Here is a 16,655-nt window from a genome sequence, read left to right as displayed (position 1 = left end):
TCTTAACATTTTAACATATAGCATCAAGGAAACCAAACTATATTTTAATGTAGAAAAAACAGAAAAAGAATGATAAAATTATAAAAAATATTACGAATAAGTACAAGAAAAGGATAGAACGATGAAATTTAGTAAAGAGGATACATTATTTATGAAAGGACTGGCCATTTTGATTATGTTTTTTCATCACAGCTTCTTAGGACCGGACCGATGGATGAATTTGCCGATTACCTTTTTTCCATTTGAAAAAGAAGCAGTCGTTTATTTAGCAGGCTTTTTTAAGATCTGTGTAGGTATGTTCGTTTTCCTTACAGGGTATGGCATGATGACTTCGGCATCGAATAAGATTAAAACAAAGCTGGATATGAAAAAATATTTGATTAATAGGTATACATCTCTTATGTCAGGATTTGTGTTTATTTTTATTGCTGTACAAGTGTTAGCAATTCCTACAGGTTACTTTCAGGAGGTTTACGGAAAGGGTGCATTGTCAGTCTGTTATTTTTTTATTGATGCGATAGGGCTCTCACATTTGCTGGGAACACCTGTTTTTTGTCCTACATGGTGGTATATGAGTTTAGCAACAATATTTGTCATTGTTTTTCCGATATTTGTGAAAATGCTAAGGGAATATGATATATTAGTACTATTTATATCATTTCTGCTTCCGTTTGCATTGAAGCTGCCTATGACAGACTTTATTAGATGGATGCCATGTTATTTTCTGGGAATGTATTGTGCTGAACATGATATTTTGGCTAAAATTAAAAATGGGTATAATAATCAGAAATCAGGGAAAAAATTAATGCTGTTTGCGTTGGCTGCAATCGGCCTGCTTGGTATAATAAAACTTAGACAACATCCATTTATTGGAGCAAAATTTATAAATATTTGGGATTGTTTGGCTCCAGCCTTTGTAATTTTGATAGGTTATCTTTTTATTGTAAATTTTAAAGGTTTAAAACAGGTTTTAGTATTCCTTGGAAAACATTCCATGAATATGTTTTTAATTCATACTCTGTTCCGAGGGATGTTTTTTCAGAAATTTATTTATTCATTTTATTATGCATGGCTGGACTATGCCGTTCTGCTTGCAGTCTCACTTGTGAGCTCAATGCTCATAGAACTATTGAAAAGAATTGTAAGATTTGACAAGGTGATAAACAAATTGAAAAGCCGCCTTTATATAAAATTAGGAATGAACTAAGATTGTACGGTTGTTTATGTATCTGAAAAATGATATAATTTGTTAGTTGTAATAATAAATATGGAGAAAAATGATGAAAACATATATTGAAAATTTTAAAAAGTACAGATTTTTGCTCTATGAGCTTGTAAAAAAAGGAGTCAAATTAAAATACCGGCGCTCTTATTTGGGAATTCTTTGGACCCTATTAGAACCATTGCTTACAATGATAGTCCTGAGCATTGTCTTCGGTACGCTTTTCGGTAACAAAGACCCGCAGTTCCCAGTCTATATTCTGACCGGTCGCCTTATGTACAGCTTTTTTTCATCGGCGACAAATGGTGCTATGAAAGCAATCAGAACGAATGCGGGGATGATAAAAAAAGTATATGTCCCAAAGTATATTTATCCATTGTCCAGTGTTTTGTTCAATTATATTATTTTTGCAATATCACTGATAGTTTTGGTGGTTGTAGGGATTGTGCTGAAAGTTTATCCTTCTGTTTATATGCTGCAGGCCATCATACCTTTATTTTTGATTCTTGTGACAGCTTTTGGTGTGGGGATGATTCTCTCGACTATGGCAGTTTTTTTCCGGGATTTAGAATATCTGTGGTCCGTGGGACTGATGATCATCATGTATGCCTCAGCGATTTTTTACTATCCTGAGAAATTACTGAAATCCGGATTTGGCTGGATTCTTAAATGCAATCCCTTGTATTTGCTGATTCATAATTTCAGACAGGCTGTTTTTGGTCTGCCTATGAATATGAAGTTTTTAGCCGCATCTGTTGCATTTGCTGCAGTAAGTATTGTCATAGGCTTGGTTTTCTTCTACAAGAAACAAGATGAATTCATACTGCATATATAGGAGGGTGTCATGGCTAAGAATAAAGAAGTTTTAAAAGTTGAGCATGTAGGAATGAAGTTTAATCTGAGTCAGGAAAAAGTTGATAACTTAAAAGAGTATGTTATAAAATTGCTGAAAAGGCAGATCTCATATAATGAATTTTGGGCCTTAAAAGATATAAATTTTAGTCTGAACAAAGGAGACCGCCTTGGAATTTTAGGATTGAACGGAGCTGGTAAAAGTACATTGCTGAAAGTTATTGCAGGTGTACTGAAAGCAACAGAAGGGACGGTAGTCACAAAAGGCAAGATTGCTCCGCTGCTAGAATTAGGTGCAGGTTTTGACCAACAGTATACTGGTCGTGAAAATATTTATTTATATGGCGCAGTTCTTGGATTTTCTAAAAAGTTTTTGGATGATAAGCTTGAAGAAATCATCAGCTTTTCAGAACTTGGTAATTTCATTGATGTGCCTGTTAAGAACTATTCATCAGGAATGAAGTCAAGGCTTGGATTTTCCGTTGCCACATTGGTTGAACCGGATATTCTGATTTTGGATGAAGTTTTGTCGGTTGGTGATGCTAAGTTTCGCAGGAAAAGCGAAGCAAAAATTATGAGTATGTTTGACAAGGGTGTTACGGTGCTGTTTGTATCTCATTCTCTGGAACAGGTTCAGAGACTCTGTAACAAAGCAATTCTTTTGGAAAAAGGCAGGATTATTGCAAGCGGTGACATTAGTGAAGTAAGTAAAATTTATGAAGAGAAGACTAAATAGGTGCTATTATGCTGCATAAATTAAAAAGATTTACAAAGGGCGATAAGGATGTTATAGATGTTTACAGAGAGGTTTCTCGCAAAAAGTGCGTAGATACCTCTTTGGTGTTATTGGAGGGAGCTCAAGGCAAAAACTATAATGGAAATATGTTTTATCTTCTCAAGGAAATAGAACAAAATCCAAAGTGGAAGGATAAACATCCTATTTTTGTGGCTACCAAAGATACGGAAAAAAAGACTAAAGAGATCTTAAAAAATTATAAGTTTTTTAAGGCACAAGTTGTTGTCCGTAATTCAAAAAAATATGCAGAATATCTCGCCACAGCAAAATATCTGTTTACGGATAATTCTTTTCCTACTTACATGGTGAAAAGGGAAGACCAGGTCTATGTGAACACATGGCATGGAACTCCAATAAAATATTTAGGCATCAGTGACCTGAAAAATGCCACATCTCTGCCAAATGTCCAAAAAAATTATTTTATGTGTGATTATGCACTGTTCCCAAATGATCATACCAGAGAAGTGTTTTTAGATGATTATGATCTCAGAAATTTTATGACTGGCAAGTGCCTGATGTGTGATTATCCAAGAAATGATGCCTTTTATGATGGAAGTGCACCGGCAGATAAGATTAAAAATATTGCGTATTTACCTACATGGCGCGGGTCGGGACGCATTGCAAATGTAAAAGAGCAAAAAAGAATTGTCGCTGAATTTTTAAATGAAATTGATAAAGGGCTGGGGGATGATCAGGTCTTATACGTTAATCTGCATTTCTTAGTAGGAAACGATATGGATTTTAAGCAGTACAAGCATATCAAATCTTTTCCAAAAGACCAGGAGACATATGACTTTTTAAAAAATTGTGATATGTTGATTTCAGATTACTCAAGTGTAATTTTTGACTTCGCAGTATCACAGAAGCCAATTGTATTATATGCATATGACCGGGAGAAATATGAAGAAGAGAAAGGAACTTATTTTTCCATAGATGAACTGCCGTTTCCAATTGTAGAAAATGTAGATTCACTTTTATATGAAATAAATCATGTAAGGGAAATTGATACGAAGGATTTTATAAATAAGTTTTGCAAGTATGCGGACAGGTATTCCAGCAGAAAATTACTGGAGTTAGTGTTCCGGGAAAAAGCAGAAAATCTTTATATCCAATCTGCACGCTTGAATAATAAAAAGAATCTTTATATATACGGTGATACATTAGGGGATGACTCACGGAAATATTTATTAGTCAGGTATTTAAAAGCACTGGATTATTCTAGGTATAATGTCATGCTGGGCTTTAAAGGAAAACTGTCCTACCGGAAAGTAGAGTTCTTAAAGAATGAACTCCCGAAAGAAGTTCTGGTCCATGGATTGGTAAATAATTATACTTTTACGTTAAAAGAAAAAACACTTCTTTGGCTGAGAAAGAAGTTGAGAGTCACGAATTATTCAGACAGGATCAGAAGTATTTTTGAGTATCAAAAAAATCGTCTTTTTGGAAAGATGAAAATAGATGAGTTTGTTCAGTTTAGTGTGGACGGAGAAAAGATGATTGATACTTTTTCTGTCTTGATATGCGAAAAAAGTATCATACTTCTTCCGTATGAAGTTGAAGGATGTAAAGTTCTACATTCCTCTTTTCTCTTTAATAAAAAGCTTGCATTAAAAAAATTTGATCGGGTTTTAGATTGGAGAAAAAAAGATTTTAAAGAGGAACTTATAGAAAAAGAGGAAAATGTCGATGACGCAAAAAAGAAGTTTTTCAATAAGACAATAGAGTATTCAGCGTTATTTATAAAAACTTTTAGGACACGATTTTATTATACAGCGGTATCTTTGGTCCGTTATTATTCCGTAATTGATGTCAGCCAGAGAGAAGTTGAAATTGAAGCTGGTGATCAAAAGCTGCAATCTTGTTTTTTGTTTAAAAAAGGTATTCCTTGGTTTGGTGACGGCAAACTAAATATTTGTATTTTTAAAATTCATAATAAAACGATTGAAAAAATGAAACTCAGCAGTACGTTGCACTGGTGCTGGGAAGACAGAGAAGGATTTGGATTTAAAAAGAAAGTAATCTATGGACGCAAAGAAAACGGTTATAAAATTTCAGCTGTCAGCAAATACAAAGATATTAACCGGACTATTTATTATCGAGCGAATGATAATGGATTTCTGGCATTGTCTGTCCGGCCAATAAATTTTACGGATGTCAATTGGCAGAGAATAAAATTATGGGCCGCATCACTCGCAGCAAAAGCTCTTCAGAAGAAAAATTACATTTTATTGTATGAGAAAAATTGTTCCAGATATGAGGAGTCAGCGTCTGTTTTATATGAAGAACTCATTGATCAAAACTATAAAAATGTATTTTTTGTCTTGGATGAAGAGTATCTCAAAAAACACGGGAGTGAAATTAAACAAAAATATAAAAATAATTTGATTTCAAAGTTTTCTCTTAAACACTATTTCATGTTTTTTGCATGTAAGACATTTATGTCTTCAGAAAGTATAGGGCATGCATTAGAAACAAGGTGCAGCAGCAAAGCTGTCAGGAAAAGAATCGTCAATAAAAGATTTAACTATATATTTCTGCAGCATGGTGTTATGTATATGATTTCTCTGGATTCTGTTTCCAGAAAGATGTTCAGTCAGATGCCGAAAAAAGCTAAGGAGTATAGAGTTGTAGTTTCATCTAATTTGGAGGCAGAACATTTTCTTGATTTTGGGCAGCACAAACCAGAGCATATATATTTGACAGGACTATGTAAGTTTGATAAAAACAAATGGAATGAAGATGCAGACAGGATTGTTATCATGCCTACATGGAGACCATGGGAGTATAATCAAGCAGTTGAAGATCTTTACCAGACGAAATATTATAAAATGTTGGAGAGGATGGTATATGCAGTTCCTGAAAGTCTTCGGAAGAAGCTGACTCTGCTTCCCCACCCGCTCATCTCAGAGATATTTAGGGGAAATGGAAATGAATTCAGTCAGTACCTGTCTGAAGCTGACTTGAAGTATGATACCATTTTACAGAACACAAAAGTGCTTATTACGGATTATTCTTCTATTTCTTATGATGCTTTTTACCGAGGGGCAAATGTAATTTTCTATTGGGAAGAGCTGGAAGAATGTCTGAAGGAATATGGATCAAATACGAAACTGATGTTAAATAAATCAAACGCTTTTGGAGATATATGCTATAATGAAAAGGAACTGTCACAAAAGTTGATCGAAGATTATGAGAATGGGCAACGAAATGAATATATCGGCAATTATCAGAAAATAGTCGAATTTCACGATGGAAACAATACAAAACGTCTGTTAAAATGTTTACAGAAAGATAATATTATTTAGGAGGCAATTTCATGAAGAAAGTTATCACTTATGGGACGTATGATCTGCTGCATGCGGGACACATTAACTTATTACGAAGAGCAAAGGAATTGGGAGATTATCTAATCGTAGTTCTCTCAACCGATGAGTTTAACTGGGATGAAAAACAGAAAAAATGTTACTTTACCTATGAAGAACGAAAAAAACTGCTGGAGGCAATCCGATATGTTGATTTGGTAATCCCTGAAAACAACTGGGAACAGAAGGTTTCGGATGTTCAGGAGTATCATGTGGATACTTTTGTCATGGGGAATGACTGGGAAGGCAAATTTGATTTCTTAAAAGATTATTGTGACGTAGTTTATCTCCCCAGAACAGAGGGCATCTCTACCACTAAAATAAAACAAGATTTAGGATTGATGGGGAAACAAAAAGGAGAATAAGAAATTATACAGGAGGTCCTTATGAGTACACAAAAGGTAAGAAAAGCCGTAATCCCGGCAGCAGGTTTAGGTACAAGGTTTTTGCCGGCTACAAAAGCAATTCCGAAGGAAATGCTGCCGATCGTGGATGTACCTACTGTTCAGTATATTATAGAAGAGGCAGTTGCCAGCGGAATCGAAGAAATATTGATCATTACCAATTCCAACAAGCATTGTATGGAGAATCATTTCGATAAAGATTATGAACTGGAAGCACGTTTGAGTGAGTCCGGCAAGACGGCTCAGGTCAAGATGATCAATGATATTGCCAACCTTGCCAATATCTATTATGTACGCCAGAAGGAACCTAAAGGTCTGGGACATGCGGTTCTCTGTGCGAAATCCTTTATCGGAAATGAGCCTTTTGCGGTACTCTTGGGAGATGATGTCGTGATAAACAAAGGCGGACAGCCTGCACTTCAGCAGCTGATCAATGCTTACGACAAGCATCACGCCTCTGTTGTGGGGGTACAGACTGTTGCGGAAGACCAGGTGAGCAAATATGGTATTGTTGCACCGAACCGCAATGTACCCGCTGACGGAAGAGCTGTAAAACTGGATAACATGGTGGAAAAACCGAAACAGGAAGAGGCACCCAGCCGTATGGCGGTGCTGGGCCGCTATGTTCTGACTCCGGAAATATTTGAGCTTCTTGAGAGCCAGGGAACCGGAGCAGGAGGAGAGATCCAGCTCACAGATGCTATCTGCCGGCTGATTGATACCCAGGCTGTATATGCCTATGACTTTGAGGGTATCCGGTATGACGTGGGGGATAAATTCGGATTTATCAAGGCTACCATTGATTTTGCACTGGAGCGTTCTGATCTGAGAGACCAGGTGGCAGACTATCTGAAGGAAATTGCAGAAAAAATGAAATAGGTGAATTGTGAAAGAACTTATAAAAAGTATTTTGATACAACTGTATAGGATGATGACCAGGTTCATCCCGGTATCCAAAGATATCATAATTTTTCAGGCCAGCAATGGGAAAAATTATACAGGAAATCCACGTTTTATTTATGAGGAAGCTGTGCGGTCAGGATTGGATGAGAAGTATAAATGTGTCTGGTTTCTTCTGGATGTAAGCATTGAAATTCCCGGAAAGTGCAGGAAAGTAAGGAATAATTATTTAAAATACTTTTGGTATTTAATGAGAGCTGGGGTCTGGATTTTTGACAGTCGTCAGCCTCTTTATTATATAAAAAAAAGGAATGTGGTCTTTCTTCAGACATGGCATGGAACCCCGCTAAAAAAGTTAGCTCTGGACATGGAGAAGTTAGATCTTAATGGAAGCAGTGATATAGAAGATTACCACAACCAGTTTCTGGAGACAACGAAAGACTGGGATTTTCTGATTTCACAGAATCGATTTGCTTCTGATGTTTTTCGCAGTTGTTTTTCCTATAATAAAGAAATCTTAGAAATTGGTTATCCCCGCAATGATATTCTGTTCAATGAGTGGAATGAAGAGAATACAGGAAAACTGAAAGAAAGCTTGGGACTCCCTTTGGACAGGAAAATTATTTTGTATGCTCCTACGTGGCGGGACAATGAATTCAGAGGTGACGGAGATTTTGTATTCGCTACCAATATGAACTTTGCCCGTATGAGAGAGGCTTTAAAAGACGAGTATGTGATGATTGTCAAATATCATTATCTTGTGTCAGCGGAGATTGATTGGAGTCCCTATTCGGATTTTATCTATACATTTGATGAAACGAAAGATATTGCATTTTTATATCTGGCCGCGGATCTTCTCATCACAGATTATTCTTCGGTGATGTTTGATTACAGTCTGCTGAAAAGGCCTATGCTGTTTTTTGCCTATGATCTTGACAATTACAGAGAAAATTTAAGAGGTTTTTATTTTGATTTCCTCAAAGAAGCTCCGGGACCTGTTTCCAGGGATACAGAACAGCTGATTAGAGATATTAAGTGTTATTCTCCCGAAGAGTGGACGGAAAAGTACAGTGTTTTTGCAGAAAAATATCACCAGTTTGAGACGGGAACTGCTTCAAGGCAGGTATTGAAAACCTTGGGATTGGAGTAGCATATGTTTAATAAATATATAGACAGAATAAAACCGGCCTTAACTAAAATTGAAAAAATAAATGTTCGGGCGTATTATGCGAAATGTTACAGAGAACATGCAATACAGGAACATTGGATACTTTATGAAGCATTTGCCGGAAGAGGAATTTTGTGTAATCCTAAGGCGATGTTTGAAGCGCTGAGAAGAAGGAGTGAATTTAAAGATTATCGGCATATTTGGGTGCTGGACAGCATGAAAAGCCACAAAGACCTGATTTGTAAGTATAAAAACGATCCCTCTGTTATATTCATAGAACGTCACTCTAAAGAGTATTTAAAATATTTGGCGGAAGCAAAATACCTGATCAATAACAGTACATTTCCGGGATATTTTATTAAGAGGAAAGAACAGGTATATATTAATACCTGGCACGGCATTCCCCTTAAAAAGATGGGCTATGATATGCCCGGCGGAAATTTCAACTCTGCCAATACCATTCGGAACTTTCTTGCAGCGGATTTTTTGCTGTCCGCTAATAAATTCCAGTCTGATATGTACTGGAAAAGCTATAAGCTAGAGGGACTCTGGAATGGTAAGGTGATAGAGACCGGCCATGCCAGAAATGATGTGTTTTGGAGTGATAGTAAAGAAAGTATTTATAAGCATTTAGACAGTCTGGGGCTGCCTGGCAGCCATAAAAAGAAGATCGTACTCTATGCTCCTACATGGAGAGGAGAAGATTTTTCAAAACCAAGGGAAGAGGCTGATGAATATCTTCATTTTATTGAGGAGATGGAGAAGAAGCTTTCTTCTGATGAGTATCAGATTCTTGTAAAGCCGCATCAGCAGGTTTACCATCAGATTAAGGAGCGGTCAGATATAAAAGGAAAATTTGTTCCATCTTCGGTCGACACAAACGAATTATTATCTGTGACCGATATTCTTGTTACGGATTACTCCAGTATTTATTTTGACTTTTTGGCCACAGGCAGACCTGTATTGTTTTATATTCCTGATTTAGAAGAATATGAAGATACCAGAGGATTTTATCTGCCACTTAATGAATTGCCGGGGCCTGCTGTAAAGTGTCTGAGTGATGTGTCTCAACGGATTATGAATATAGAAGATGTACAGTGTGAATACAGCACGTTGTATGAAAAAAATGTCCGCTGGGTGTTAGAATATGATGATGGGCATGTTTGTGACAGAATTATCGATGTAGTGTGGTTCGGAAAAGATCAGTCTGTCTGTCAGCAAAGGGTGACAGAAAAACCGAAGATACTTTTGTACAGGGGCGGACTGTCTGAGAATGGAATTACCAGATCCTTTATGAGCCTTTTAAATATTATAGACTATGATAAATATGATGTCACCATAGGTGTAGAATATCCTGGAATCATACCGGGAGACATGGAAAAGCTGCTCTCCTTAAATAAAAATGCCAGGTGTATTGTATATATCCCTGAGGCGTCCGGTCCATGGAAAGAGCTAGTCGCCAGGAAAAAAATATTAAAGACTGGGGTATATAATGATGAGCAGTGGGAGAAAGTTCCTGCTGAATTTTTTAGATGGGATTTCCGGCGAACTTTTGGTGACAGTCAGTTTGACGTAATTGTGGAATTCGGAGGATACTCTCCTGTATCTTCTTATCTGCTGCTTCAGGCCGAAAACGGTAAAAAGATCATTTGGCAGCACAATGATCTGGCGTTAGATGCAAAAAAAGTAATACATGGCGTTAAGCCGCATGAAAAAAACCTGAATACCATATTCTACTTATATAAGTATTATGATAAGATCGTAAGCTGTGGAGAATATGTGATGAAACAGAATATGAAAAGTTTTGCTGCTAGCGGGACGTTTCATAAGTTTACTTATGCAAGAAATGCATTGGATATTGGACGCTTAGAAAATGATCTGAAGCAGGATTCTATATCGGGAACAGATCTCTATGGTCAGACAAGAAGGTGGCCTGATGATAAGTTTATAAACTTTGTCACAATGGGAAGAATGTCCACAGAAAAGAATCAATTGAACCTGCTTCGCAGTTTTGCAAGGCTGCAGGAGAAATACGGAAATGTGATGCTTCACATTCTTGGGGACGGACCTTTAAGAAAGGAAATGATGCAGGAAATAAACGGCCTTCATATAAGAGATAAGGTTGTTTTGACCGGACAGATGGAGTATCCGTTTTCCTATATGAAAAGGTGCCAGTGCTTTATCCTGCCGTCTCTTTATGAAGGACAGCCGTTAGTTTTATATGAGGCGAGAGCTCTGGGGCTTCCTTTGATCATCTCTAAGTTTTCCTCTGTATCTGACAGTATTACAGAGGGAGGCCAGTATTTGATTGGAAACAGCGAAGATGAAATATATGAAGGCATGGAAGCTTTTATAAAAGGCAAAGTTCCGGAATATAGTTTTTCAGCAGATGAGTATAATTCAGAGGTATTTCATGAATTTGAAAAGGCTGTTTTAGGATAAAAGAATTAAAGTACAAGGAGAATAAACAATGGGAGTTAGCGTTGTTGTTCCTTTTCATAAAGGAATTCATTATTTAGAAGATTGTCTTGAAAGTCTGTCAAAACAGACGATAAGAGAGTTTGAAGTGATTTTGGTGAAAGATCGTGTGGAAGAAGAGATTGATCAGACGGTTGCAAAATTCCGTGATAAAATGGAAATAAAAGTAGTATCCAATGAAAAGAAATCGGGAGCAGCAGCAGCGAGAAATCTTGGAATCCAGAATGCAAAAGGGGATTATATTTACTTTTTGGACAGTGACGACTATATTCAGGATGATGCTTTAGAATCGCTCATGAATAAAATGTGTGATGAGAAGGCGGATGCCGTATATGGAAAAACAAAATACACCTGGTTGAATTATCATAATTTTTTCATCACGGAAGAAGCAGAATATGAGATTCAGGAGTATACCGGAGACTGGAAGAAAGACTTGATTTTACAAAGGCCGGAATTCCCTTTAATTACGGTCTGTAATATTCTTATAAAAAAAGGTATTCTGTTCGATGATAATCTGCAGATTTTTAGTGATTTACCATATTTATCAAGAATGGTGAACAGCGGTCAGAATATTGTGTACTGTGCCGATGCTGTCTATATAAAAAGAAGACATAACGATGAAATACAGTTTCCGTCATTATCTTATGGCGACAGGAAAGATTATTGGAAACAATTGGGACAGTCGCTTCTGAAAATGCAGGAGGATGTTTCAGCTGATGTGAAAGACTCTGTGGATAAAAAATTGTTTGAGTATTTATCTGAGAAAATTCAGAACATTCGGCAGGATAGAGCAGCAAACTGGGAGAAAAGCACTTTTTCTGATTTACATCTTTATATGAAAAACATTTCGGAGGCTACAATAAACGGCATGCCAAAAAGCGGACGTATGCTGGCAAGAGCCGGAAAAGCGGATGAGATTTCTAAATGGAAAAGGAAGGCGGATTTGATTTGGAAAAAAAGGAAAATAATTCGTGTTTTTCGCAGCAGATCTTATCGGATGCAGACAATAACTCACATGTTTTTTCAGAAATTCTCGCAGAAGAATAACTGGATTGTGTTTGAAAGTTTTCTGGGGAAAAATTACTCTGACAGCTGTAAATATATTTATGAATATTTGCTGAAACATTATGGAGATCAATATAAATTTATTTGGATCATCAACGACAAGTCTTTTAAGATTCCAGGGAATCCGGTAAGAATCAAACGTTTTAGCTTTAGATATTATTACTACATCACGAGAGCAAAATATTGGGTCAATAACATGCGCCAGCCAAAATGGTTTGATAAGCGAAAAGAGCAGGTATTTTTAGAAACCTGGCATGGAACCCCTCTGAAAAAACTGGTTTTTGATATGGACGATGTTTTTTCGGCAACACCAAAATATAAAATGATTGTATATTCTCAATCCAGGAATTGGGATTATCTGATTTCTGATAATCCTTTTTCTACGGAAGTCTTTCAGAGCTGCTTTTTATATGATAAGGGGAAAATACTGGAGACAGGCTACCCAAGAAATGATATTTTATATGCGCCGAACCGGGATGAACTGGCAGCTTCCATCAAAGTCAAACTTGGCATACCGGAGGAGAAGAAGATTATACTCTATGCACCGACATGGAGAGACGACGAATTTTATGATCAGGGAGAATATAAGTTCCAATTAAAATTGGATCTCAAGTATTTGAGAAAAGAACTTGGTCAGGAATATATGGTATTGCTCCGAACTCATTACTTTATTGCAGATTCCATCGACGTGACAGGGATGGAGGATTTTGTTGTCAATGTGAGCAAGTACAGTGACATTGCAGACTTGTATTTGATCTCGGATATATGTATTACAGACTATTCTTCTGTGTTTTTCGATTATGCTAATCTCAGAAGACCTATTTTATTCTTTACTTATGATCTGGAAAAGTACAGAGATGTTCTGCGTGGATTTTATATCAGTATAGAAGATGATGTACCGGGGCCGCTGCTTTTTACAAATGAAGAAATTGTAGATGCAGTAAAAAACATTGATAAGATTGAAGAACAATACAAAGACAAATATGATCAGTTCTATGAAAAATTTTGTTCATTTGATGACGGACATGCAGCAGAGCGTATCGTAGAACGTGTATTCAGACATTAAAGGACTGCTATGATTAAAAGAACAGTTAGAAAATCACAAATAGATAAATATGGACGGATTCTGTGTGCAGCACTATTAGCGGTTTATTTTGTATTTGCATTGACACAGTCCAATGCTTTCAAGGGTGAAATGTTCAATGCCTTAAAAGTCGAACATGAAAAAAATGATAGTATTCACAAAGGTTGGGAGAAATCTGTTGATTTCCGGGCTGAATATGTAGATTTACAGCGGCTGGAGATGAGTATTATCAATCCCAGGGGAAGTGCCGCAGAGGGAAATATACGCTTTTGGATCACAGATCAGGAGAAAAAGGTTATCTGGCAGGAAGATGTACCAATGAGCCGTCTTGCAGAAGCGAAGTTTCACAAAGGTATCCGCGGGACCGTTATTACAATAAAGAAACAGATGAAGAAGGGAAATGATTATACACTTCATTTGAAAGTACTGGAGGGCAGTGAAAGTCAGGGAATTACCTTAAAGAGCAAAAATATAACGATTTACTATAACGGCTTTAATGTGAAGAAATATGTTATGCTGCTGGCATCAATCCTTGCTCTCTTCATCCTGATATTTATTCCAAACAGGCTTAATGAAAAATGGAATCTGTGGCTCAGCCGCGGAATGTTTCTCATAACACCAGTTTTTTGTTATGTTCTGATGGAGAGATTTACATCGGTTTCTCTTAAATATATAGGCATAAAATATGGGCTGTTGAATCTTTTGATTTATGCTGCGGTGCTGGCATTCTTCTATTTGATTACGAACCGCACACGATGGGCTTCCATATTATCGATACTTTGTACATCGGGTCTGGGTATTGCAAACTTTTACGTGACAAGATTTAGAGGGACGTCCCTGATGCCGGTGGATTTTGCCACGATTGGAACGGCTGCAAACGTGGCTACTCAGTATGAATATGATGTGAATACAGCAGTTTTATGGAATGGAGTACTGATTCTGGCCTTTGTAATTTTAGCAGTCAGACTGCAGTGCTCAAAAGGTGTGCGGGGGAAAAAGCGTTTTGTCCCGGCAGCAGTGTTTGGAGTACTTCTGGCAGTATGTGTTTCTGTTTTTGGGAGTACGGACCGCTTGAGCAGGCTGGGTATTCACATAAAGGTTTGGGACCCTACTGTGAGTTGTAATAAGTATGGCTACACGAGTGTATTCACATCCAGTATAAAGTTTTTGATTACCGAAAAACCAACAGGTTATTCTGTAGAAAAAGTGGATGAAATCATGAAACCTTATGTTGAAAAGGCAGAAAAACACAATAAAAAAGTGTCTGGTAAAAAGCCTAACGTGATCACCATAATGAATGAAGCATTTTCAGATCTTACTGTATTGGGAGATATCAAGACCAATAAGGATTTTATGCCGTTTATCAGAAAATTAGATAAGAACACAGTGAAAGGGACAATGTATATGTCCAGCTACGGAGGACAGACGGCAAATTCCGAATTTGAATTCCTGACAGGCAGTTCCATGGCATTTTTACCGGGAGGATCTGTTGCCTATCAATATCAGGTGAAGGATACTATGGGGAGTCTTGCGACAACTATGGAAGGGCAAGGATATCAGGGAAATCTGGTTCTGCATCCTTATCTGTCAAATGGTTATAATAGAGAGAAGGTCTATCCTCTTCTTGGATTTAAGGATTATTTATCGATTGTAGATTTTCAGAATCCGGAAGTCTGCCGCAGTTTTATTACAGATCAGGAAGATTTTAATAAGATTACATCTGAATATGAAAAAGCTAAGCAAAACAGCAGTGCTCCGTTTTTTATGTTCAATGTGACAATTCAAAATCATGGTGGCTATGAGAAAGATTATTCTAATTTTAATCAGGAGATAAAGATTACTGATACAAGCAGTAATCCGTCGGTAAACCGATATTTGAGCCTGATCAAAAAAACAGATGATGCTTTTAAGAATTTAGTCTCTTATTTTAAAAAGGTGAAGGAACCGACCGTCATTGTAATGTTTGGCGATCACCAGCCAAAGCTGCCGCAGGAATTTTATAATAAGGTAATGGATAAAGAGAATGGTTCCGCCCTTGAGAATGAACAGAAAAAGCATGAAGTACCTTTTATTATATGGGCAAATTATGATATCAAAGAAGAAGAAGTAAAGGCAATCAGTCCCAATTATCTGTCCGCAAAGTTATTGAAGGTGATCGGAGGGAAAGTGACTCCGTATGAAAGTTTTCTTCAAGATTTATATACAAAATATCCTGTCGTAACGGGAAGTGTATATATGGATAAAAAGTATAACCTTTTTAGCATTGACACGCTGGATGACCTGCCGGAGGATTTAAAAGAGTACTGGATGGTCCAGTACTATCATCTGTTTGCAAAGGATAAGAGAGACGATTCTTTATTTTTCCTGAAGGAGTAGGAGGGCAGGGCTATGGTTACAATTCTATTAGCAACATATAATGGAGAGGATTATTTGAAGGCTCAATTAGAATCCATTGCTTCCCAGACATATGGTAATTGGAGGCTTATCACAGGAGACGACGGATCCTGTGACGGGACTCTGAACATCTTGAGAGAGTTTAAAAAGCGCTATCCGGACCAGGTGAAGATCATAAAAAATGAGCCTGCCACCGGAAGTGCCAAGAATAATTTTATCAATCTTCTGAGAAATTCGCACGGACCGTATTTTATGTTCTGTGACCAGGATGATGTGTGGAAACGGGATAAGATTTATGAGACGATGAAGAAGATGGAAGCCATGGAGGAACGGTATGGGAAGGATACGCCGATCCTTGTACACACGGATCTTTCAGTGGTAGACGAAAATCTGGAGATGATCGCAGAATCCTTCTTCCAATATGCAAACCTGCCCAAAAGGATTGCATTAAACCAGCTGATCGTACAAAATTCTGTAACCGGATGCACAGCAATGATTAACCGGGCACTTCAGAAGTATTTTCTGCAGCCGCTTCCTATGGGGAAAATTCTGATGCACGATTACTGGGCGGCTCTTGTCGCCAAGATTTTCGGGAGGATTGCCTTTGTCAATGAACCTACGATGTATTACAGGCAGCATGGAAATAATTCCGTGGGAGCGAAGAATTCAAAGAATCCTGTGTTTTTAATGCAGAGACTCAAAGAGGGCAAAGAGTCCTACCGGAAACAGATGATTAAATCTATGGAGCAGATCCAGGGATTTGTAGAAACCTATGGGGAAGAAATCGAAGGACTGGATGAATATAATCTTTTGAAAACTTATGGGAATCTATATTATAGAGGAAAGATGCGCAGACTTTACTTCTACCGGAATCATCAGGTTCTGAAAGAAGGGAAAATCCGTAAGCTGATGCAGTGGCTGTGGGGTTAA

General features: G+C 37.3%; 11 protein-coding genes. All 11 read left to right on the top strand.

Features of this window, described 5'->3' with window-relative positions:
- Positions 1 to 121: 121 nt before the first annotated feature.
- The 11 genes from P8F77_RS14580 to P8F77_RS14530 all read left to right on the top strand — a co-directional run bounded on the left by P8F77_RS14580 (position 122) and on the right by P8F77_RS14530 (position 16,655).
- The gene (locus P8F77_RS14580) at positions 122 to 1,207 is read left to right on the top strand and encodes an acyltransferase (RefSeq protein ID WP_287517241.1); all 1,086 of its coding nucleotides are present in this window, start codon (positions 122 to 124) and stop codon (positions 1,205 to 1,207) included.
- Positions 1,208 to 1,277: 70 nt separating this feature from the next.
- On the top strand, positions 1,278 to 2,057 hold the full coding sequence (locus tag P8F77_RS14575; RefSeq protein WP_006565700.1) for an ABC transporter permease: 780 nt from the start codon (positions 1,278 to 1,280) through the stop codon (positions 2,055 to 2,057).
- Positions 2,058 to 2,066: 9 nt separating this feature from the next.
- Positions 2,067 to 2,810, top strand: coding sequence for an ABC transporter ATP-binding protein (locus P8F77_RS14570; protein WP_287517242.1), 744 nt, complete (start codon positions 2,067 to 2,069; stop codon positions 2,808 to 2,810).
- 8 nt (positions 2,811 to 2,818) lie between these two features.
- Positions 2,819 to 6,175 (top strand): CDP-glycerol glycerophosphotransferase family protein, encoded by a 3,357-nt coding sequence (locus P8F77_RS14565; RefSeq protein ID WP_347256157.1) that lies wholly within the window; start codon positions 2,819 to 2,821, stop codon positions 6,173 to 6,175.
- Between the two features lie 11 nt (positions 6,176 to 6,186).
- Positions 6,187 to 6,597 (top strand): glycerol-3-phosphate cytidylyltransferase, encoded by a 411-nt coding sequence (gene tagD, locus P8F77_RS14560; protein ID WP_287517244.1) that lies wholly within the window; start codon positions 6,187 to 6,189, stop codon positions 6,595 to 6,597.
- A gap of 21 nt (positions 6,598 to 6,618) precedes the next feature.
- Positions 6,619 to 7,515, top strand: a complete 897-nt coding sequence (gene galU, locus P8F77_RS14555) for a UTP--glucose-1-phosphate uridylyltransferase GalU (RefSeq protein ID WP_287517245.1) — start codon at positions 6,619 to 6,621, stop codon at positions 7,513 to 7,515.
- Between the two features lie 7 nt (positions 7,516 to 7,522).
- Entirely contained in the window at positions 7,523 to 8,686 is a 1,164-nt protein-coding gene (locus P8F77_RS14550) for a CDP-glycerol glycerophosphotransferase family protein (protein WP_287517246.1), read from the top strand.
- A gap of 3 nt (positions 8,687 to 8,689) precedes the next feature.
- Positions 8,690 to 11,146 carry a glycosyltransferase gene (locus P8F77_RS14545; protein ID WP_287517247.1) on the top strand — a complete coding sequence of 819 codons (2,457 nt, stop codon included), beginning with the start codon at positions 8,690 to 8,692 and terminating at the stop codon, positions 11,144 to 11,146.
- Between the two features lie 28 nt (positions 11,147 to 11,174).
- Entirely contained in the window at positions 11,175 to 13,313 is a 2,139-nt protein-coding gene (locus P8F77_RS14540; protein WP_287517248.1) for a bifunctional glycosyltransferase family 2 protein/CDP-glycerol:glycerophosphate glycerophosphotransferase, read from the top strand.
- 9 nt (positions 13,314 to 13,322) lie between these two features.
- Entirely contained in the window at positions 13,323 to 15,707 is a 2,385-nt protein-coding gene (locus P8F77_RS14535; RefSeq protein ID WP_287517249.1) for an LTA synthase family protein, read from the top strand.
- A 12-nt stretch (positions 15,708 to 15,719) separates the two neighbouring features.
- Entirely contained in the window at positions 15,720 to 16,655 is a 936-nt protein-coding gene (locus P8F77_RS14530; RefSeq protein ID WP_024726605.1) for a glycosyltransferase family 2 protein, read from the top strand.

Source organism: Anaerostipes sp. PC18, assembly GCF_039789045.1.
GTDB lineage: Bacteria > Bacillota > Clostridia > Lachnospirales > Lachnospiraceae > Anaerostipes > Anaerostipes hominis.
This window is presented reverse-complemented; position numbering and strand designations above follow the sequence as displayed.